At 72.2% G+C, this 17,834-nt stretch carries 15 protein-coding genes; 2 read left to right on the top strand and 13 right to left on the bottom strand.

The window, feature by feature from the left end:
* Nucleotide 1 precedes the first annotated feature (1 nt).
* From CRYAR_RS12740 to mftA, 8 genes are all read right to left on the bottom strand, one after another.
* On the bottom strand, nucleotides 2-871 hold the full coding sequence (locus tag CRYAR_RS12740) for a vWA domain-containing protein (RefSeq protein ID WP_084700409.1): 870 nt from the start codon (nucleotides 869-871) through the stop codon (nucleotides 2-4).
* Between the two features lie 141 nt (nucleotides 872-1,012).
* Nucleotides 1,013-1,945 carry an AAA family ATPase gene (locus CRYAR_RS12735; RefSeq protein WP_035850815.1) on the bottom strand — a complete coding sequence of 311 codons (933 nt, stop codon included), beginning with the start codon at nucleotides 1,943-1,945 and terminating at the stop codon, nucleotides 1,013-1,015.
* Between the two features lie 54 nt (nucleotides 1,946-1,999).
* Nucleotides 2,000-2,839 carry a mycofactocin-coupled SDR family oxidoreductase gene (locus tag CRYAR_RS12730; RefSeq protein ID WP_035850814.1) on the bottom strand — a complete coding sequence of 280 codons (840 nt, stop codon included), beginning with the start codon at nucleotides 2,837-2,839 and terminating at the stop codon, nucleotides 2,000-2,002.
* Between the two features lie 14 nt (nucleotides 2,840-2,853).
* Nucleotides 2,854-3,666 (bottom strand): mycofactocin-coupled SDR family oxidoreductase, encoded by an 813-nt coding sequence (locus CRYAR_RS12725; RefSeq protein WP_035850813.1) that lies wholly within the window; start codon nucleotides 3,664-3,666, stop codon nucleotides 2,854-2,856.
* 60 nt (nucleotides 3,667-3,726) lie between these two features.
* Nucleotides 3,727-5,685, bottom strand: coding sequence for a mycofactocin system FadH/OYE family oxidoreductase 1 (locus CRYAR_RS12720; RefSeq protein ID WP_035850811.1), 1,959 nt, complete (start codon nucleotides 5,683-5,685; stop codon nucleotides 3,727-3,729).
* Between the two features lie 4 nt (nucleotides 5,686-5,689).
* A complete protein-coding gene (mftC, locus tag CRYAR_RS12715; RefSeq protein WP_035850809.1) occupies nucleotides 5,690-6,961 on the bottom strand; it encodes a mycofactocin radical SAM maturase in 1,272 nt (423 codons plus the stop codon).
* Nucleotides 6,958-7,272 carry a mycofactocin biosynthesis chaperone MftB gene (mftB, locus tag CRYAR_RS12710; RefSeq protein ID WP_035850807.1) on the bottom strand — a complete coding sequence of 105 codons (315 nt, stop codon included), beginning with the start codon at nucleotides 7,270-7,272 and terminating at the stop codon, nucleotides 6,958-6,960. Before mftB ends, mftC begins: the two co-directional genes overlap by 4 nt.
* A 12-nt stretch (nucleotides 7,273-7,284) precedes the next feature.
* On the bottom strand, nucleotides 7,285-7,401 hold the full coding sequence (gene mftA / locus CRYAR_RS12705) for a mycofactocin precursor MftA (protein WP_035850806.1): 117 nt from the start codon (nucleotides 7,399-7,401) through the stop codon (nucleotides 7,285-7,287).
* A gap of 104 nt (nucleotides 7,402-7,505) precedes the next feature.
* Here mftA and mftR point away from each other — a divergent pair, with 104 nt between their 5' ends.
* Both mftR and mftF read left to right on the top strand, forming a co-directional pair.
* A complete protein-coding gene (gene mftR / locus CRYAR_RS12700) occupies nucleotides 7,506-8,177 on the top strand; it encodes a mycofactocin system transcriptional regulator (RefSeq protein WP_084700407.1) in 672 nt (223 codons plus the stop codon).
* Complete coding sequence (gene mftF / locus CRYAR_RS12695; RefSeq protein ID WP_035850805.1) at nucleotides 8,174-9,583, top strand: mycofactocin biosynthesis glycosyltransferase MftF; 1,410 nt, start codon at nucleotides 8,174-8,176, stop codon at nucleotides 9,581-9,583. Before mftR ends, mftF begins: the two co-directional genes overlap by 4 nt.
* Here the strand turns inward: mftF and CRYAR_RS12690 are convergent.
* The 5 genes from CRYAR_RS12690 to araA form a co-directional block, all read right to left on the bottom strand.
* Complete coding sequence (locus tag CRYAR_RS12690; RefSeq protein ID WP_035850804.1) at nucleotides 9,580-10,701, bottom strand: 5-methyltetrahydropteroyltriglutamate--homocysteine S-methyltransferase; 1,122 nt, start codon at nucleotides 10,699-10,701, stop codon at nucleotides 9,580-9,582. The genes mftF and CRYAR_RS12690 overlap by 4 nt on opposite strands.
* A 79-nt stretch (nucleotides 10,702-10,780) precedes the next feature.
* The gene (locus CRYAR_RS12685; RefSeq protein WP_051570090.1) at nucleotides 10,781-12,256 is read right to left on the bottom strand and encodes a GGDEF domain-containing protein; all 1,476 of its coding nucleotides are present in this window, start codon (nucleotides 12,254-12,256) and stop codon (nucleotides 10,781-10,783) included.
* The gene (locus tag CRYAR_RS12680; protein ID WP_051570089.1) at nucleotides 12,256-14,562 is read right to left on the bottom strand and encodes a hypothetical protein; all 2,307 of its coding nucleotides are present in this window, start codon (nucleotides 14,560-14,562) and stop codon (nucleotides 12,256-12,258) included. Before CRYAR_RS12680 ends, CRYAR_RS12685 begins: the two co-directional genes overlap by 1 nt.
* A gap of 53 nt (nucleotides 14,563-14,615) precedes the next feature.
* Complete coding sequence (locus CRYAR_RS12675; protein WP_063725706.1) at nucleotides 14,616-16,253, bottom strand: methyl-accepting chemotaxis protein; 1,638 nt, start codon at nucleotides 16,251-16,253, stop codon at nucleotides 14,616-14,618.
* An 85-nt stretch (nucleotides 16,254-16,338) separates the two neighbouring features.
* Nucleotides 16,339-17,817: an L-arabinose isomerase gene (araA, locus tag CRYAR_RS12670; protein ID WP_035850803.1), complete on the bottom strand. Its 1,479-nt coding sequence runs from the start codon at nucleotides 17,815-17,817 to the stop codon at nucleotides 16,339-16,341.
* Nucleotides 17,818-17,834: the final 17 nt, after the last annotated feature.

Genomic DNA, 17,834 nt, shown 5'->3' with positions numbered 1-17,834 from the left:
GCTAGGACCCGAAGATCGACGTCAGCGCGGGCGCGACGTCCCGGTGGGAGTGGATCGGGCGGAGCCGGCCGCGTCCGGCGTGCGCCAGGTCCCGGCCGAGCTCCAGGTCGTGCTCCCCCGGCGGCGTGCCGACGTCGAGCAGCACGTCCAGCCGCGGCAGCCGGGCGGCCGTCGGCCGGGGATCGGGCCCGGCGTTGTGCACGCAGTCCGAGAGCAGCAGCACCCGGGCGTCCCGGGCCGGTACCCGAGCCAGCTCGCGTGCGGCCAGCTGCAGCGGGAACCCGACGTTCGTCAGTCCCCTCGCCGGCACGGACAGCAGCAGATCGAGCAGGTCGACCGGGCGCGCCGGGCGGCCGAGCGGATGCAGCACGGCCGCGTCCGACCAGAACGCGATCACCGCGAGGTCGTCGTCGGCGAGTTCACCGGCGACCGCGCCCACGGTGGCCGCGGCGGTCCGGATGCGCTCACCCTTCATCGACCCCGACACGTCGACGACGAGCACGACCGACCGCCGGGTCCGCACCCGTTCGCGCACGATGATGCGCCGGTCGACGCCGGACGCGTCGTCGGCCCCGCCGGGGTCGCCGATCAGCGCGTCGAGCGTGCGGTCCAGGTCCAGGTCGGCGGAGCCGTCGCGGTACGGCAGCGACGCCAGGTCACCGACGCCCCGGTGCCGCCGCGGGTCCCGGCGCGGACGCCGCAGCGACAGCCGCGCCGCGATCTGCCGGGCCCGGGCCCGCACCGCCGGATCCGGCCCGGTGCCGGACGGGTCCAGCGTGACGAGGTCCGACCCTTCGTCGGTGGTCCCGGGCGCCACCGAACCCGGCAGTTGCGGCCCCTTCCGGTCGCGCTTGCCGCGCCCGGTCAGCACCCGTCCCGACCCGGACGACGAGCGTGACGGCCGGAACTCGGTCGGCTCCTCGTCGAGCTGCTTGGGTTTGCGCTTGAGCGGCTTGCCCCGGCCGGCACCGTCCCGCTTCCGCGTGACCGGCGACTCCGCCGCGACTTCTCTTCAACCGGGCCGGGCCGCCGACGGCTGGAGGATGAACCGGTCCTCCCAGATCTCCCGGAGCACCCGTTCCGGTGTGGTGTCGGCGGCTTCGTCGAGGTGGATGCGGCCGGACAGCGCCACCAGCATCGCGTCCAGGAAGAGCTGGGCGTACGGGTCGGTGGACGCGCGCGTCACCGGACCGGTGACCGTCAGCCCGCGCAGCGCACCCAGTTGCACCGCGACGAGCGCGGTGTCGATCGCACCGCGGACGCTCGAGCCCTGGCGCACGTCCGGGTGTTCCCGGGTGGCCCTGGTGACGGTCACCGCGTCACCCACCAGGTCCGCACCGGCGGCCAGACCGGTACGCAGCGCGACGATCCCCTCTTCGGCCGATGCGTCCTGGTAGTCGACGGCCAGTCGGCAGAGCCGGTCGTGGACGCTCGAGGACAGCCGCGTGGTGCCCACGTTGTCGTACGGGTTCATCGACGCGATGATCCGGAACGTCGGCAGCGCCTCGATCGTGCCCGCCCGCGGAATCGACAGCCGCCGGTCGGCCATCGCGGTGAGCAGGGTGTTCAGCGTGTCGTCGGGGGCGCGGTTGAACTCCTCGATGTAGAGGAAGCCGCCCTGGCGCATCGCCTCGGAGAGCGGGCCGGGGACGAAGTTGTCCTCGCTGTAGTCCTCCGTGAGCACACGCGCCGGGTTGTGGTGGCCGACCAGCTTGGCCGGGGTCAGGTCGGCGTTGCCCTCGACGAACAGCAGCGGGATGCCCCACTCGGCCGTGATCGCGGTGAGCATCGTCGTCTTGCTGGTGCCGGGCGGACCCTCCAGGACGATGTCCCGGCCCGCCGCGACGGCGGCGAGCACGAGGTCGAGTTCGCGTTCCCGGCCGACCAGCCGGGCTCCGACCCGGCCTCGGGCCGCGACCACGTCAGGGGTGGCGTATGTGGTCATTCAGCTTCCTCGGTGTGGGTGGCCGGCCCTTCGCCAGGGCCGGCCACGAGGGTGTTACTTCGTCGTGTAACCCGCGTCGACCTTCAGCTCGAGGCCGGTGACGTACCGGGCCTCGTCGGACGCGAGGAACAGCAGCGCGTTGCTGATGTCGATGGGCTCGACCCACGGCACCGGCAGCGCGTTCGTGCTCTGGAACACCGGCGCGGCCTGCTCGCGCGTCGGGTGCTCCTCGTCCGGCAGGAACAGCTTGAACGTGGTCTCGTTGAGGATCATGTCCGTCGCCACCCCGGTCGGGTGGATGCTGTTGACGCGGATGTTGTGCTCGGCCAGCTCCAGCGCGAGCGTCTTCATCAGGCCGACGACGCCGTGCTTGCTCGCGGTGTACGGCGCGACGTTCGGCGTGCCCTTGATGCCCGCGGTCGAGCTGGTGAGCACGATCGAACCGCCGGTGCCCTGCGCGATCAGGTGCGGGATCGCGGCCTTGACCGTGTGCCAGACGCCTTTGAGGTTGATGTCCAGCACGTCGTCCCAGTCACTGTCGCTGACCTCGTGCGTCTTGTCGCTGTGCAGGAAGATGCCCGCGTTCGCGCTCACGATGTCGACGTGGCCGAGTTCGGCGACCCCGGTGTCGAGTGCGCCCTTGAGCGCGTCGTAGTCGCGGACGTCGACCTTGCTGGCGACGATCCGCCGGTCGAGCGCCTCGACCTGGGCGACGGTCTCGGCGAGGTCGGCCTCGGTGGCGCCCGGGTAGAACCGGGTGACGCTGGGGATGTCCTCGGCGACGTCGATCGCGATGATGTCCGCGCCCTCCTGCGCCAACCGGAGCGCGTGGCTACGCCCCTGGCCGCGCGCGGCGCCGGTGATGAAGGCTACTTTTCCCTCGACTCGTCCCATTCGTCGTTCCTCCTTTAGTACTGGGTGTTGCCGGCGTCGACGGTCATGCTCAGCGCGGTGATGTAGCGCGCTTCGTCGGACGCGAGGAACAGCACCGCGTTGCTCTGGTCGACCGGCTGCGTGGTCTCGATCGGCAGGCTGTTGGCGAGCATGCCGCCCAGCGTGGGGTGGGCGGCCAGCAGCTCGCCGAACGCCGACGTGCCCTCACTGCTGCCCATCGGGGTCTCCACGCCGGTCGGGTGCAGGGTGTTGACCCGGATGTTGTGCTCGGCCAGCTCGTGCGCGAACGCCTTGCCGAGGCCGGTGACACCGAACTTGCTGGCGACGTACGGCGTCAGGAACGGCAGCCCCTTGAGGCCGGCGGCGGAGCTGGTCATGACGACCGAGCCGCCACCGTTGGCGACCAAGTGCGGCGCCGCGAGCTGGACGGTGTTCCAGGTGCCGGTCAGGTTGACGTCGAGCGTGTCCTGCCAGACCTCGGGCGTGATCTGGTCCCAGCCGCCGATGATGCAGATACCGGCGTTCGCGACGACGATGTCGAGCTTGCCGAGCTCGGCGACGCCGGCGTCGATCGCGGTCTTCAACGCGCTGCGGTCGCGGGTGTCGACCTGGGTCGCGATGATGCGGCGGTCCAGGGCCTCGACGAGCTTGACGGTCTCGGCGAGGTCGTCCGGCGTGGCCGCCGGGTACGGCACGTTGCGGACCGGCGCGCACAGGTCCACCGCGATGATGTCGGCGCCCTCCTCGGCGAGCCGGATCGCGTGGCTACGACCCTGTCCGCGCGCGGCACCGGTGATGAATGCGACTTTTCCTTCGACACGCCCCATCGCGCGCCTCCTCTATCTGTATTGCGTATTTCTGGGGGACGCACCGCGCGGTAATCGATGTCACCGCGCCGTGCTGAGACGCGGGGCTGACGCCCCGCGAGTTCGGGTGGCCGCCCGGCGGCCTTCCAGGACGGCTTCGAGCAGGGTGCGGGGAGCGACGCAGTCGCCGGCGCGGGGGACGTCGTCGAGCGCGGCGAACGTGTCGTCGGGAAGGCGGTGGCCGCAGTCGACGACCGCGGCGCAGGCGAGCACGCGCCGCGCACCGGTCCAGACGTGCTCGAGCTCGGCCTCGCCGTCGCCCACGGCGCGGATGCGGGTACGCAGTTCACGGTGGACGCCGAGCGCCTCGAGCCGGAAGTTGGCGTCGGCCAGTTCGGGGGTGCGCGCGCCGAGGACCGGGTCCGGCGTGACGACGTGCACGGCGTGGCCGCGCCCGGCGAGCAGCTCGGCGACCCCGACGCCGATCGGCCCCCCGGTGGGGTCGTCCACGAGGACGGCTCCCGGTGGCACCTCCGCGTTCCCGGCCAGCAGGTCCAGGACGTCCACGACCACCGCTCCGCCCGTGCGCCAGGTTTCGGCGCGGGCCGGGGTGGCCGAGCGCGAGCCGGTGGCCAGGACCACCGGGGTCTCGGCCGCGGCGACGTCGGCCGGGGTCACCTCGGTGTGCAGCGCGATGCGTACGCCGAGCGCCCGGCACTCGGCCTCCTGCCAGTGGGTGAACGCGGCCAGGCGCTCCCGGCCGGGGCCGGTGGCGGCGGCGCGGAGCGCACCGCCGAGCACCCCGGAGCGCTCGGCCAGCCGCACCCGGTGCCCCCGTAACGCCAGTACCCGCGCCGCTTCGAGCCCCGCGGGCCCGCCCCCGACGACGAGCACCTCACCGGAGCCGGGATCCGCCGCCGCGGGTTCGCGCGTCTCGTGGCCGGCGCCGGGCTCGACCACGCAGCTCACCACCGGGTTGCGGACGTCGCGCACCTGGCACGCCTGGTTGCACAGCAGGCACGGCCGGATCCGGTCGGCCGAACCGGCCCGCACCAGCGCGACGAGCCGCGGCTCGGCGATCTGCGCCCGTGTCATCTCGACCAGGTCGGCGACCCCGGAGTCCAGCGCCTCCTGGGCCATCACCGGGGAGACGACGCTGCCCTGCAGCACCACCGGCACCCTCCCGGCCGCGACGGTCCGCAGCGCGCGGCACAGCTCCCGGTTGAACCCGGGCTCGACCCGCGCGACCGGCCGGTACCGCGTCGACGAGTAGTGCCCGCCGCGCACGACGGTCAGCAGGTCGATGCTCCCGGCCACCTCGTCGACCACCGAAGCGGCGAGCGACGGCGTGATCCCCGCCCACGGGGCGTCCTCGTCCGCGGACAGGCGCAGGGCGAGCACTCGGTCCGGGCCGACGGCGGCCCGGACCGAGGCGACCAGGTCACGCAGGAAACGGCAACGGTCCACGCCGTACGCGTCCGACCGCGTGTTCGTGAGGCCGGAGAGGAACTGACGCACCAGCGAATACGTGCCCGCGTTGAGCTCGACCCCGGCGAGCCCGGACGACACGGCAAGCGCCGCGGCCGCGGCGAACCCGTCGATCACCGCGTCGATCTGCGGCGGCTCCAGGACGGCGGGCAGCTCCCGCGTCACGACGTCGGCGACCGGCGACGGCCCCCACAGCACCGACTGCGAGTACGCGCTCGACCCCTGCAGGCCCGCGTGCCCGAGCCCGGCCAGCACGACCGTGCCGTACGGGCGGCAGGCGTCCGCGATCGCGGCCCAGCCCGGGCCGCAGGAGCCGGCCAGCGGCGCCCGCTCGTACGGCCAGTCGTCCGGTGTCACCGACGCGATCTCGGTGATCACCACACCCGCGCCGCCCGCGGCCCGGGCGGCGTAGTACGCGCTGGCCTCCTCGCCCGGCGCCCGGTCCCGGGCCAGGTTGGTCTCGTGCGGACCGAACACGACCCGGGACGGGGCCAGGGCACCGGCGACCGGCACCGCTTCGGTGAGAAGCGAGCCGGTCGCCGGGGTTCTCATGGCGTCAGCAGCCGCAGGCGCCGGACGCGCACCCGGAGCCCGACGACGGACCGATCAGCTCGAACCCGGAGAGCGGGCTCTCGTCGCACGCCCGCCCGGGGGGAGCCGATTGAGGCAGCAGCGCGGGTGGGCGGCGGCTCAGCGTCAGAGCCACCGGACGGGACTTGCGCGTGGTGCGGTGCGAGTGGTCCAGCGACGGCTTCGGGGCCGACCCCGCCACCACCCCGGCCAGTGCGGACTCGCCGTACCCCTGGACGCACTCGGGGTCGGGCCCGTCCAGCGGAAGCCCGGTGAAGAACTTCGCCGCCATGCACCCGCCCTGGCAGGCGTCGTAGTGCTGGCACGACTGGCAGGCACCCCCGGTCTGCGGCTGACGCAGCTCCCGGAACAGCTCCGAGTCGCGCCACACCCCCTGGAAGCCCCCGGGCTCACGCACCGACCCGGCGAGGAAGTTCTCGTGGATCGCGAACGGGCAGGCGTAGACGTCGCCGACCGGGTCGATCAGGCAGACGACCCGACCCGCGCCGCAGAGGTTCAGACCGGGCAGCGCGTCGCCGAACGCGGCGAGGTGGAAGAACGAGTCGCCGGTGAGCACCTGCTCGCCGTGCGCGACCAGCCAGTCGTAGAGCTCCTTCTGCTGGTGCGGGAGGAGGTGCAGCTCGTCCCATACGTCCGCGCCGCGCCCCGAGGGACGCAGCCGGGTGAGGCGCAGCTGGGCGCCGTACCTGTCGGCGATCGCCTTGAACTCGTCGAGCTGGCCGACGTTCTGCCGGGTGCAGACCACGGAGAGCTTGAAGCCGCTGAACCCGGCGTTCTTCAGGTTCTCCATCGCGCGCACGGCCGTCGCGTACGAACCCGGGCCCCGCACGTGGTCGTTGACCTCGGCGGTCGCGCCGTCGAGTGAGATCTGCACGTCGACGTAGTCGCTGGCGGCCAGGCGCTCGGCCACCTCGGGCGAGATCTTCACGCCGTTGGTGGAGAACTTGACGCCGACCTTGTGCTCGGTCGCGTAGTCGACGAGCTCCCAGAAGTCGGAGCGGACGGTGGGCTCGCCACCGCCGATGTTCACGTAGAAGACCTGCATCCGCTCGAGCTCGTCGATGACGGCCTTGGCTTCCGCGGTCGTCAGCTCGCGCGGGTCACGGCGTCCGGAGCTGGACAGGCAGTGGACGCAGGACAGGTTGCACGCGTAGGTCAGTTCCCAGGTCAGGCAGATCGGCGCGTCGAGGCCGAGCTTGAAGTGGTCGATCAGCCGGGTGGCTGTCGGTGCCGTCATCGGGACGCCTCCGTCCGTTCGGTGATCATCTCGGTCGAGGCGAGCGTCGCCAGCGCACGGGCGAGGCGTCGCTGCTGCGTCACGTCGGCGCCGCTCGCCGCGAGGGCGGCGCGGGCCGACGGGTGGTCCGCCAGCGTGGTGACCACGGAGAGCAGCGTCGGGTCCTTGAGGAAGGAGAGCCGGCGGGTGCCGAAGTGGTAGAGCAGGGCGCCGAACGGCTCCGGCCGGACCGCGACCGAGGGGTGGACCCCCCAGGCGCGGTCCAGGTCGAAGCTCGTCAGGGCCGCAGGGCTTTCCGGTACGGCCGTCATGACGTCACCGGCTCAGTAGACGCCGCACATACCGTCGATCGAAACGTCCTCGACCAGCAGGTCTTCCTCCACCAGGTCGACCTCGACAGTCTCGGTCGCAGCCGTGCTCTCCAGAGTCTCGACAGGCATGAAAAGCTCCTTTGCGCTGATGGGGAGCTCGCCGTTGAAACAGCGGGCATCATCTCCGGAACAGGCACAACACTAATGACACTGGATGCAGAAAGGAAGAGGAGATGGCGAACGACCCCGTTCCAGCAGTGCGAATGGGCCGGCCACCGGCGACGTCGCACGACGAGTTGGAGCGGATCGGGCTGGAACTCTTCACCACCCGCGGGTTCGAAGAGACGACGATCGACGAGATCGCCGGGGCCGCGGGAATCAGCCGTCGGACGTTCTTTCGTTACTACACGTCCAAGAATGATCTTGTCTGGGGGGATTTCGACGCGGAATTGTCCCGGCTACGTGAGCGCCTCGCCGCCACCCCGCCGAGCGTTCCGATGATGGCGGCGCTGCGCGAGGCGGTGGTCGCGTTCAACCGGGTCGACGCCGCCCACGTCGCGCTGCACCGCCGCCGGATGGCGCTGATCCTGGGGGTGCCGAGCCTGTTCGCGCACTCCACGCTGCGGTTCACCGGCTGGCGGGACGTGATCGCGGAGTTCGTCGGTGTGCGGGTCGGGCGGCCGAGCGGCGCCCTGCTCCCCCAGCTCGTCGCGCACGCCGCGCTGGGGTGCGCGATCGCCGCCTACACCGACTGGCTGCACCACGAGGACGCCGACCTCGAGCCGCTGCTCGACGAGGCGATCGCCGAGCTCGCCACCGGCTTCGCCGGCCACGAGAAGCGCGCCGGCTCCGAGACCGCCGCCGGGTTCACCGACCACGGGACCGCCCCGGCCGACGCGCCGTGAGCGGGCGGGAGCTCGCGCCGGCCGGGATCCGGCTCCGGCTGGACGAGGCGCTCCGGATCAGCCCGGACGGCCGGACCCTGCTCGGGGGTTCACCGGGGCGGCTGCTGCGGGTGGCGGAAGCGGCGGTACCGCTGATCCGGGAGTGGCGCGACGGCGCCGCGGTCGGGGCCGCGGACTCGCACCGCGCGCTCGCCCGCCGCCTCCTCGACGCCGGGATGGCCCACCCCGTCTGGGCCCCCGCGGAGAACGTCGAGGACGTCACGGTCGTCGTCCCGACCTACGCCCGGCCGGTGGAGCTGGCCCGCTGCCTGGAAGCGGTCCGGCGCACCGCCCCCGGGGTCCCGGTCCTGGTCGTCGACGACGGGTCGCCGGCCGACGCCGGGATCGCCGGGATCGCCGCCCGGTTCGGCGCCCGGCTGGTGTCGCACGCCGGGAACCGCGGTCCCTCCGCCGCCCGCAACACCGGCCTGGCCGCGGTCGAGACCCCGTTCGCGGCGCTCGTCGACTCCGATGTGGTGGTTCCGGACGGCTGGCTGCACGCGCTGCGCCCCTACTTCGGCGACGAGAAGGCCGCAGCGGTCGCGCCCCGGGTCACCGGCCACGGCGACGGGAGCGGCTGGCTCGGCGAGTACGAGTCGGCGCACTCCCCGCTCGACATGGGAGCGTCCCCCGGCCTGGTCCGCGCCGGGGCGCTGGTGCCGTACGTGCCCACCGCGACGCTGCTCGTCCGCATGGACGCGGTGCGCGGCCGCACGTTCGACACCGACCTGCCGATCGGTGAGGACGTCGACTTCGAGTGGCAGCTCGTCGACGCCGGCTGGAACGTCCACTACGTCCCGAGCGTGACGATCGGCCACGAGCACCGCACCCGCCTGCGCCCGTTCGTCGCCCGCCGCCGGCTGTACGCCCGCTCGATCGGCCTCCTCGAACGACGTCACCCGGGCTCGCTGCCGGCGGCCCGGGTGAGCCCGGCGCTGGCCGCGACGGCGCTGGCCCTGGCCACGCGGCGCCCGGTCGTGGCGGCCGCGGCCGCCGCGGTGGGGGTCGGGCTGCTGGCCCGCCAGCTGCGACCGGTCGTGCCCGACCCGGTGACCGAGGCCGCCGGCCTGGTGGCGAACGGCCTCCCGGTCACCGCGATGGGCCTGGCCCGGGCGGTCGGGCGGGTCTGGTGGCCGCTCGCCGTGCCCGCGGCGGTCGCGGTCCCGCGGCTGCGTGCCCCGCTGGTCGCCGCGCTGGCCGCGCCGGTGCTCTCCGACTGGTGGAACGCGGGCCGCCGGCCCCGCCTCGACCGTTTCCTCGCGGCCCGGCTCCTGGACGACGTGGTCAGCACCGCGGGCACCTGGGAGGGGAGCCTCCGCGCCGGAACCGCAGGCCCCCTCCTCCCCGCCGGCACCCGGCGCGGTTAGACGCCCCAGACCTCTTCCGCGACCTCGACGATCAGGCGCAGCTTCGCCCACTGCTCCTCGGCCGTGAGCGCGTTGCCCTCCACGGTGGAGGAGAACCCGCACTGCGGCGACAGGCAGACCTGCTCCAGGTCGACGTACTTCGAGGCCTCCTCCAGGCGCCGCTTGAGCGTCTCCTTGCTCTCCAGCGCCCCGCGCTTGGTCGTCACCAGGCCCAGCACCACCTGCTTGCCCGGCGGCACGAACCGCAGCGGCGAGAAGTCCCCCGACCGCTCGTCGTCGTACTCGAGGAAGAACCCGTCGACGTCGAGCTGCGTGAACAGCGCCTCGGCGACGAAGTCGTAGCCGCCCTCGGCCGCCCACGACGACCGGAAGTTGCCCCGGCACATGTGCGTCGTCACGGCCAGCCCCTCCGGACGCCCGGCCAGCGCGGTGTTGATCTGGGCGATGTAGCGCTCGTGCTGGTGCTCGGCGTCGCCGCCCTGGGAGGCCATGAACTCCCGCTGCGCCGGGTCGTTGAGGTACGCCAGGCTGGTGTCGTCGAGCTGCAGGTAGGTGCAGCCGAGATCCGCGATCGCCCGGACCTGGGCGGCGTAGGCCGCGGAGAGGTCGGCCCAGAACTCGTCCAGGTCGGGGTAGATCGACTCGTCGATCGCGGCCCGCCCGCCCCGGTAGTGCACCATGCTCGGCGACGGGATCGTGAGCTTCGGCGTCGCCGAGCCCACCTGGTCCTTCAGGAACGTGAACGCGTCCGCGAAGATCGGCGAGGGCAACGTGACCTTGCCGTCGACACGCAGCGCCGCGGACGTGAACTCGATCCCGCCCTCCGCGTTGCGGAACTTCACCGTCAGCTGCTCGTCGGCGCGGTGCACCCCGCCGAGCTGGTAGATGAAGTCCATGTGCCAGGACGTGCGCCGGAACTCCCCGTCGGTCGCGCTGCGCAGCCCGACGTTCTCCTGTTCGCGAACGACGGTGCGGATCGCGTCGTCCTCGACGGCACGCAGTTCCTCGGCGGGAATTCTCCCGGCCGCGAAGTCGGCCCGCGCGGTGAGCAGCTGCGGCGGACGCAGCAGGCTCCCGACGTGATCGGCGCGGAACGGCGGACGAACTCGTGCGGACATCGCTTCGGTCCCCTTCGTCGCGGACGGCTACCGCATCACAGCATTCTCCAGTGCCGCCCGCGACGAGAAGTGTTTGGCATTACCGGGACGCACCGATGTCGACCGACGCCGACGTTTCGCCGGACAGCTCGGTGCGGTTCCGACCGTTTGCCTTCGCGGCGTAGAGGGCCCGGTCGGCGCGGCCGATCAGCTCGTCCGACGTCTCCAGGCCGTCCCAGACGGCGAGGCCGGCCGAGAAGGTCTGGCCGCTCGGAGTGACCGCGCGTAGCCGCTCGATCGCCTCGGCCGCCCGGTCGGCCCCGGTACCCGGGAGGAACACGATGAATTCCTCGCCGCCGTAGCGTGCGAGGTGGTCGACCGCGCGGAGCTCACCGCTCCACGCCGAGGCCGCACCCTTCAGCAGCTGGTCACCGGCTTGGTGACCATGGCCGTCGTTGTACGCCTTGAAGTGGTCGAGGTCGAGCATCGCCACCGTTACCGGTTCGGCGCCCCGGGCCGACCGGGCCAGCGCGTCGGGCAGGTCGTCGAACCACGCGCGCCGGTTCGGCAAGCCGGTCAGCGGGTCGCGGCGGGCCAGCGCGGTCAGCTCGTCGGCCTGGCGCTCGACCTGCCGGACCAGCTGGGTCATCCGGGCGACGACGAGGGAGAAGGACGCGACCGACCCGATCACGATCGCGACGCCGTTGGTCACCTCTCCGTGGGCCACCTGAAAGGCGAGCACGGTGGGGGCGATCATCGTCGCCGCCGTCAGCAGAGCCAGCTGGAGCAGGGTGAGCCGAGGCGGCTTCACCGTGCCCAGCCGGCTGAGCGCGCCCATCGACGGATGCCACGCCGCGAAGGCAAACGTCGTGTAGGCCAGCAGGAAGATCAGGTCGAGCAGTCGGCTGGTGAAGTCCGACGGCACCAGGCTCAGCTGGGACAGCGTCGCCCAGCTCAGGTCGCCCGCCAGGAAGAGCCCCATCGACGAGCAGACCAGCCAGAACGACGCGTTGCGCACGCCGCCCGACAGCACCAGGTGCAGCAGCATGACCAGCACCATGATGTCGCCGACCGGATACGCCAGCACGATGACCTGGCCGATGGTGTGCAGGGTGTGGTCCGAGCGCACCGGCACCATGAGGAACACCCAGGAGAGCAGCCCGAGGCCGCAGGCCAGGATCAGCGCGTCGACCATGCTGGCCCAGTCCCGGGCGGTACCGCGGGCCCGGATCAGCACGGCCAGGCCCAGGAACAGACTCGGATAGAGGGTCAGCCAGAACAGGTCGGCGATGTTCGGGTAGCCGACCTGACCGAGCGCCTTGGTGTAGACGTCGGAGATGAGCGCGCCGAGGGAGTTGGCGATGATCCCGACGCCGAAGATCAGCCAGCCGGCCAGCGCGCGTGGCCGACGTGCGAGCGCCCCGGCCACCAGGGCTCCGCCGGCGACGCAGCCGAACACCGTCTTGTAGCCGGTGACCAGCCAGCCGTTCAGTGCGGGGTGGTCCGGCACGACCAGGTACCCGGCCATCGCCAGGCCTGTGATCGCGACCCACAGGTGCCGGCGTTCACGTCCCACTAGTCGCTATTCGGCCCTGGCGATGTCCGTCTGAGGGGTTCGCCGGACCCCACCGCATCCGCGGCGGCGGCCAGTTCGTCGCCGTACGCGGAATCCAGCGGGTAGTCGAGGTGCCACCGCACCGGCGGGTACGCCACCTCGTGCACGGTCGGGAAGAACCGCACCGGGTCGCGGAGCGGCTCGTGGCGCTCCACCGGGTCGATCGGGCCGCCGATCGGGTCGGTCAGCCGCCACAGGTTCCGCCAGCGCGGTAACCGCGCGGCCAGCACGCCCAGCTGCCCGGCGTCGAAGTAGGCCGGGAAGAACCGCCCGTAGAGCCGCTGCAGCGGCGAGCCATGGGTGAGCAGCGCGACCCGGGACGCGCGCTCGGCGGGCAACTTCAGCAGCGTGGCCGCGGCCAGCACGCTTCCCTGCGAGTGGCCGGACACGACCACCCCGTGTCCCTGCTCGGTCAGCTGGGTGATGCGCGCGACGAGCTCGGGCACGCACCGCTCGCCGTAACACGGCGGCGCGAGCGGATGCGCGGCCCGCGGCCAGAACGTGCCCAGATCCCAGAGCACGCCGACGACCTTGCGCAGCGCCTCGTTGCGGTAGGCCTGCCAGACCAGCGTCACCAGCCCCACCGCGGTCAGCCCCACCACCCACGAGCCGGCGTTGTAGAGCAGCGTGACGATCCCCGGCACCGGGTTGACGTACTGGGTGGCGTACGTGCGCGGCGTCGGTGGTGTCACCCAGTCGGTGAGCGTCGTGACGACACCGTAGGACGCGAGCAGGACCAGCGGGGAGACCAGGACGGCCAGGTAGCGGCCCGCGCTCTCGGTGAGCGTCGCGATCGCGCGCATCCGCACGATCTTCTTCGCCTGCCCCCGGGCCCGGCTGGAGACCTCCGGAACCGGGCCGCTGCCGGGTGTGTGGGGCGCGGTGGGCACCGCGTCGTACTCGGTGAGCACCGCGCGCCAGCCCCGGCGGACGCGCCAGCTCACCCGCACCACCAGGTACAGCACCAGCAGCACGACGAGCACGATCTCCAGCCCGAACGCCACCGCCGCCCACGACACCACGGCGGGTGGCCGGGCCAGCAGCACCGCGGTGCCCTCCACGTGTCCGAGCCAGTCCGACACGCGGGTGAGCACCGCCGCCGAGTACGCGATGCCGAGGAACAACGCGAGCGCGGCGAACACCGGCGTGATGAACCCGCGCAGCATCTGCCCGCTGCTGCCCCGGCCGATCAGCGCGACCGCCACGACCGACGCGAGGAGCAGGACGATCTGACCGGCCACCCAGAGCATCAGCAGCGACCCGTACCCGGGTAGGCGGTGGCCGGGGCCCGGCCAGTCGTGCGGCGCGAGCACGTAGACCACCGCCGCGACCAGCACCGCGAACGCCGCCAGCCGCAGGAGGGCCAGCCCCGGGACCGCGCGGGTGCCGCTCTGCGCGGCCGTGGCCGCCACCACCCACAGCAACACCGCCAGGACGACGCCCAGCAGGACGCGCCCCCACGTGCTGTCGCCGTCGACGGTGAGCGCGGGCACGGTCAGCATCAGCGCGACCGTGACCACCCCGAGCGAGACGTGCAGGGTGCGCAGCCGGCCGACCTGGAACTCGCCCTCCCAGAAGCCCGGCTCGGACAGCCCCCCGTCACCCTCGGCCACGTCGACCCGGAAGCGCACGCTCTCGTACGCCACCCAGCTGCGCCGGGCCAGGAACCAGAGCAGGCCGAGCAGCACCAGCGGCACCAGCGCGGTCAGCGCGAGCCGCCGCCCGGCCGGGTGGGCCCAGGAGTCGGGCGCGGCCAGGAACGCCAGCACCGACCAGTGGCTGCCGCACTGCGGCCGCGCCGCGCACTGCCAGCCGATCAGATCGATGCCGACGCCGCCGGCGGCCAGCAGGAACGTGCCGGTGAGCGATAACGCGAGCAGCCGTGCCACCGCGTCGTTGGTGGCGCGGCCGATCCGGCCCGCGCGGCCGGGAGGGCCGGTCGGACGCATCCAGGCGGCCGCGTTGACCAGCGTGAACGGCAGCAGGATCAGCCAGGCCGCACGACTCGCGGAGGCCGACGTCAGCCCGCTCCAGCAGTACGCCTCCTGAACGAGCTCGGAGCGCACGGCGGCGCTGCGCTCGCCCGGGGCGTCGGCGCCGGTTCCCGGCAGCACGTCGGGCGGGATGAGGCCGGGCGGCGGGCTCTTGTGCCGGTAGAAGCCGACCGTCTGGTCACCGGACACCCGGGCCGGCGACGGATCGTCGAGCTGTTCGATCGGCGTCGCCCCGCCGACCCCGTGGACGAGTAGTTCGACGACCTTCGGCATGGCACCCCGCCACAAATCCGATTCGGACACGCTGGCGGGCCAACCCTAGAGAGTCAGAATCGGAAGCGTCCGACCAGGGCACGCAGGTCGGCCGACATCGCGTTGAGCCGCTCGGCGGCCGCCTTGGCGTCACCGGCGTTGCCGCTGGTCTGCTGGGTCGCCTCGGCCACGCCGGAGATGTTCGCGGCGATCTGCGACGAACTCATCGCCGCCTCGCTGATGCTGCGGTTCATCTCGTTGGTGGTGGCGGTCTGCTCCTCCACCGCCGACGCGATCGTCATCTGGTAGTCGTTGATCTGCGCGATGATCCCCGAGATCTGCTCGATCGCCGCCACCGCCGAATCGGTGTCGGCCTGGATCGCCTCCACCCGCTTCGAAATGTTCTCGGTCGCCTGCGCGGTCTCCTGCGCCAGATCCTTGACCTCGTTCGCGACCACCGCGAACCCCTTACCGGCCTCACCGGCCCGCGCCGCCTCGATCGTGGCGTTGAGCGCCAACAGGTTGGTCTGCTCGGCGATCGAAGTGATCACCTTCACCACGTTGCCGATCTCCACCGACGACTCACCGAGCTTCGCGACCGTCGCGTTCGTCGCCGCGGCCGCCGACACCGCCTGCGACGCGACGCCCGCCGCGTCGTTGGCCGACTGCGAGATCTCCCGGATCGCCGCGCCCATCTCCTCGCTACCGGCGGCGACGGTCTGGACGTTGCGCGAGACCTCTTCGGAGGCCTCGGAGACCACCCCGGCCTGGCTGGACGCGTCCTGCGCGGTGTCGGCGATCTGCTGGCTGACGTTCGTGAGTTCGTCGGCGCTGCCGGCGAGCGTCTCCGCGCTCTGCGCCAGCGCGGTGATCGCCTGCCGGACGCCGTCCTGGGCCCGGACCAGCGAGGCGGCCATCTGGCCGACCTCGTCCTTGGAGTGCACCTGCGCGTTCTGGGTGAGGTCGCCGGCGGCCATCGCGTCGAGCACGCCGGAGACCCGGCGCAGCGGCGCCACGATCAGCTTGGTGATCACCAGGCTGAGCGCTCCGGCGACGAGCAGCCCGATGACCAGCAGCGAGATCACCGCGATCCGGGCGCTGCGGTAGGCGTCACCGGCCTTGTCCGCGGTCTGCTTGGCCAGGCCGGAGTCGTAGGCCTCGAGCTCGTCGAGCAGGTCGGCGGCGGCACCGGTGAGGTCTGCGGAGGTACCGGTGAGCGCGGTGTTGAACGCCTCGTTCTGGTTGGTGCGGCTCAGCGGCAGCAGCGTGCTGTCCCGGTAGTCCTGCCACTTCTTCCAGGCCACCTTGAACTCGTTCCAGGTGGCCTGGTCCTCCGGACCCGCCTTCTCGTACTCCGCTTCCCACTTGGCGAGTTCGGCGTCGCTCTCCTGGATCTTGGTCTCCCACTCGGCCATCGTCTTCGCGTCCAGGGCACTCGCATGCCCGTTGACGAGCATGCGAGTCTTCAGCTCTTCCTGGTGGACCCGGCCGAGCGCGATCATCGAGATCACGTTCTCGTTGTAGAGGTGCTGCGAGTCCTTGTTCGTCTCGGCCAGCGAGCGGATGCCGACGAGCCCCACCGCGATCGCGATCACCGCCAGCACGCCCAGCGCGATGATCAGCTTCACCTTGACCGGCCGGTCGGCCAGCCAGCGCACCAGGGGATTACGCCGCGCTGCCGTGCTCGAACCGGCGGCCTGGTAACTCGCCATGCGGATCCTCTCTCCACCCCTGGTACGCCCGAGCAGCACCCGGACTGCTCCCAATATCGGGCATAAGGGGTGAAATATGAGGAACTCAGAACCCCCGGGCGAGGCGGTAGTACGCCTGGTTCCACCGGAGCTCGTTCGCGAGCCGCCGCGGCGTGGTGTCCGCGTCGATCACGACCAACTCGGTCGATACCATCTCGGCGAGGTCGGTGAGCTCCTCGACGCCGACCGCCGCCGAGAGCACGGTGTGGTGCGGCCCGCCCGCGGTCAGCCACGACTCGGCCGACGTCGCCAGGTCGGGCGCCGGCTTCCAGACCGCCCGCGCGACCGGCAGCTTCGGCAGCGGCTCGCTCGGCGAGACGACCTCGATCTCGTTGGCGACCAGCCGGAACCGCTCGCCCAGGTCGGCCATGCCGATGACGACCGCGGGGCCGGGCGTGGCGTCGAACACCAGTCGCACCGGGTCCTCGCGCCCGCCGATGCCCAACGGGTGGATCTCCAGCTTCGGGGTCTCCGACGCGATGCTCGGGCACACCTCGAGCATGTGCGCGCCGAGGATGCGCTCCGAGCCGGGCGTCAGGTCGTAGGTGTAGTCCTCCATGAACGACGTGCCGCCGGGCGCCATCGCCTTCAGCGTCCGCAACAGCACCGAGGTCTTCCAGTCACCCTCGCCGCCGAACCCGTAGCCGTCGCCCATCAGGCGCTGCACCGCGAGCCCGGGCAGCTGACGCAGGCCACCGAGGTCCTCGAAGTTCGTGGTGAACGCGCGGAAGCCGCCGGCCTCCAGGAACGAGCGCAGGCCGAGCTCGATCCGCGCGCCGTAGCGCAGCGACTCGTGCCGCTCGCCGCCGGCGCGCAGCTCCGGGACGACCTGGTAGCGCTCCTCGTACTCCGCGACGAGCTTGTCGACCTCGGCGTCGGAGGACGCGTCGACCGCCTCGACCAGGTCGTTGACGCCGTAGGTGTTCACCGAGACGCCGAAGCGCAGCTGTGCCTCGACCTTGTCGCCCTCGGTGACCGCGACGTCACGCATGTTGTCGCCGAACCGCGCGAGGCGCAGCGTCCGCATCTCGGCGTAGCCCAGCGCGGCCCGCGCCCAGGCGGCCACCCGGCGGCCGACGCGGGGGTCGCTGACGTGCCCGGCGACGGTCTTGCGGGAGACGCCGAGGCGCGCCTGGATGAAGCCGAACTCGCGGTCGCCGTGGGCGGCCTGGTTCAGGTTCATGAAGTCCATGTCGATCTCGGCCCACGGCAGCGCGACGTTCGCCTGCGTGTGCAGGTGCAGCAGCGGCTTGCGCAGGGCGTCGAGGCCGGCGATCCACATCTTGGCCGGTGAGAACGTGTGCATCCACGCCACCAGGCCGACCACGTCCGGGTTGGCGTCGGCCTCCTGGCAGATCCGGAGGATCGCGGCCGAGTCGGTCAGGACGGGCTTCCAGACCACCGAGACCGGCAGGTCGCCGTCCCCGAGCTGGTCGGCGATCCGCCGCGACTGCTCGGCGACCTGGTCCAGCGTTTCCGGGCCGTACAGCCCCTGGCTACCGGTCAGGAACCAGATCTCGCCCATACGACGTACCTCCTACG

Source organism: Cryptosporangium arvum DSM 44712 (assembly GCF_000585375.1).
Classification (GTDB): Bacteria; Actinomycetota; Actinomycetes; order Mycobacteriales; family Cryptosporangiaceae; genus Cryptosporangium; species Cryptosporangium arvum.
The sequence above is the reverse complement of the archived record's forward strand: the minus strand, read 5'-3'. Positions and strand labels throughout refer to the sequence as shown.

Bases quoted from the DNA above. Each gene is read 5' to 3' on its own strand.
- CRYAR_RS12735 (WP_035850815.1), bottom strand. From the start codon at position 1,945: ATGACCACATACGCCACCCCTGACGTGGTCGCGGCCCGAGGCCGGGTC.
- CRYAR_RS12730 (WP_035850814.1), bottom strand. From the start codon at position 2,839: ATGGGACGAGTCGAGGGAAAAGTAGCCTTCATCACCGGCGCCGCGCGC.
- CRYAR_RS12725 (WP_035850813.1), bottom strand. From the start codon at position 3,666: ATGGGGCGTGTCGAAGGAAAAGTCGCATTCATCACCGGTGCCGCGCGC.
- CRYAR_RS12720 (WP_035850811.1), bottom strand. From the start codon at position 5,685: ATGAGAACCCCGGCGACCGGCTCGCTTCTCACCGAAGCGGTGCCGGTC.
- mftC (WP_035850809.1), bottom strand. From the start codon at position 6,961: ATGACGGCACCGACAGCCACCCGGCTGATCGACCACTTCAAGCTCGGC.
- mftB (WP_035850807.1), bottom strand. From the start codon at position 7,272: ATGACGGCCGTACCGGAAAGCCCTGCGGCCCTGACGAGCTTCGACCTG.
- mftA (WP_035850806.1), bottom strand. From the start codon at position 7,401: ATGCCTGTCGAGACTCTGGAGAGCACGGCTGCGACCGAGACTGTCGAG.
- mftR (WP_084700407.1), top strand. From the start codon at position 7,506: ATGGCGAACGACCCCGTTCCAGCAGTGCGAATGGGCCGGCCACCGGCG.
- CRYAR_RS12690 (WP_035850804.1), bottom strand. From the start codon at position 10,701: ATGTCCGCACGAGTTCGTCCGCCGTTCCGCGCCGATCACGTCGGGAGC.
- CRYAR_RS12680 (WP_051570089.1), bottom strand. From the start codon at position 14,562: ATGCCGAAGGTCGTCGAACTACTCGTCCACGGGGTCGGCGGGGCGACG.
- CRYAR_RS12675 (WP_063725706.1), bottom strand. From the start codon at position 16,253: ATGGCGAGTTACCAGGCCGCCGGTTCGAGCACGGCAGCGCGGCGTAAT.
- araA (WP_035850803.1), bottom strand. From the start codon at position 17,817: ATGGGCGAGATCTGGTTCCTGACCGGTAGCCAGGGGCTGTACGGCCCG.